The following is a 1,186-nucleotide window of genomic DNA, read 5'->3' on the forward strand; positions in this document are numbered from 1 at the left end:
GTGCTCGGACACGAGACGATGGGCGAGGTCGTGGAAGTCGGCAGCGGCCATTCGAAGTTCAGAAAGGGCGACCGCATCGTGGTGCCTTTCAACATCTCATGCGGCGAGTGCTGGTTTTGCCAGAAGGGGCTGTTCTCGCTTTGCGACAGGTCCAATCCCAATGCCAAACAGGCTGCCGAAGTGATGGGACAATCCCCGGCTGGCCTGTTCGGCTATTCGCATCTGGTGGGCGGCTATTGGGGAGGGCAAGCCGAATATCTGCGCGTTCCTTTCGCCGACGTCGGTCCGATAAAGGTGCCCGAGGGAATGGACGACGAACAGGTGCTGTTCCTCTCCGACATCTTTCCAACCGGCTATATGGCAGCTGAAAACGCCGGCATCGAGCCAGGCGAAACCGTCGCCATCTGGGGTTGCGGTCCGGTTGGTCAGTTCGCCATCCAGAGCGCATGGATGCTCGGCGCCGGCCGCGTCATTGCCATAGACAAGGTGCCGGAGCGGCTGGCGATGGCTCGCGAGCACGGCAAGGCCGAGACGCTCGACTTCAGCAATTCCGATATCTACGACGCTTTGATGGCGATGACCGATGGCCGCGGTCCGGATCGCTGCATAGACTGTGTCGGGACCGAGTCGGATCCCGCCGCCAGTGCCGACTCCATGCTCGACAAGGTCAAGGCTGCCGTCTATCTCGGCACCGATAGGCCGCATGTATTGCGCGAAGCAATCTACTCCTGCCGCAAAGGCGGCACCATCTCGGTGCCCGGCGTCTATATCGGCCTCGTCGATCATATTCCGTTCGGCGCCGCCATGAACAAAGGACTGACCTTCCGGATGGGTCAGACGCACACGCAACGCTATCTCGAACCGCTCCTCGCCATGGTGCAGAAGGGCGACATTGATCCCTCCTTCGTGATCACGCACCGGGCAGACCTCGAAGCGGGACCGGACCTCTACAAGACGTTCCGTGACAAGCAGGATGGCTGCATCAAGGTGGTAATGCGACCGCATGGCTGAGACGTCGGGTTCTCGCACCAGGTCTGCCCTGAGCAAGTTCGCTGCCGTGAACCGCAACGGACCCGTTGGCGATCTGGAACCTTCGATCGCGGCAGCGGTTGACCTGCAGAATTCACGGCGGCGAGACCGCCGTGCCCCACCGGCTGCAAAGGAAGGTGTTGCATGACCAATGAGA

The 1,186-nt window shown here is 61.1% G+C and carries 1 protein-coding gene; it reads left to right on the forward strand.

The genetic code is table 11. The features are described from left to right. A partial coding sequence (locus EN939_RS34980) for a zinc-dependent alcohol dehydrogenase (protein WP_164751548.1) occupies positions 1-1,011 on the forward strand: 1,011 nt, incomplete at its 5' end. Positions 1,012-1,186 lie beyond the last annotated feature (175 nt).

This window comes from Mesorhizobium sp. M7A.F.Ca.CA.002.05.1.1 (genome assembly GCF_003998335.1).
GTDB lineage: Bacteria > Pseudomonadota > Alphaproteobacteria > Rhizobiales > Rhizobiaceae > Mesorhizobium.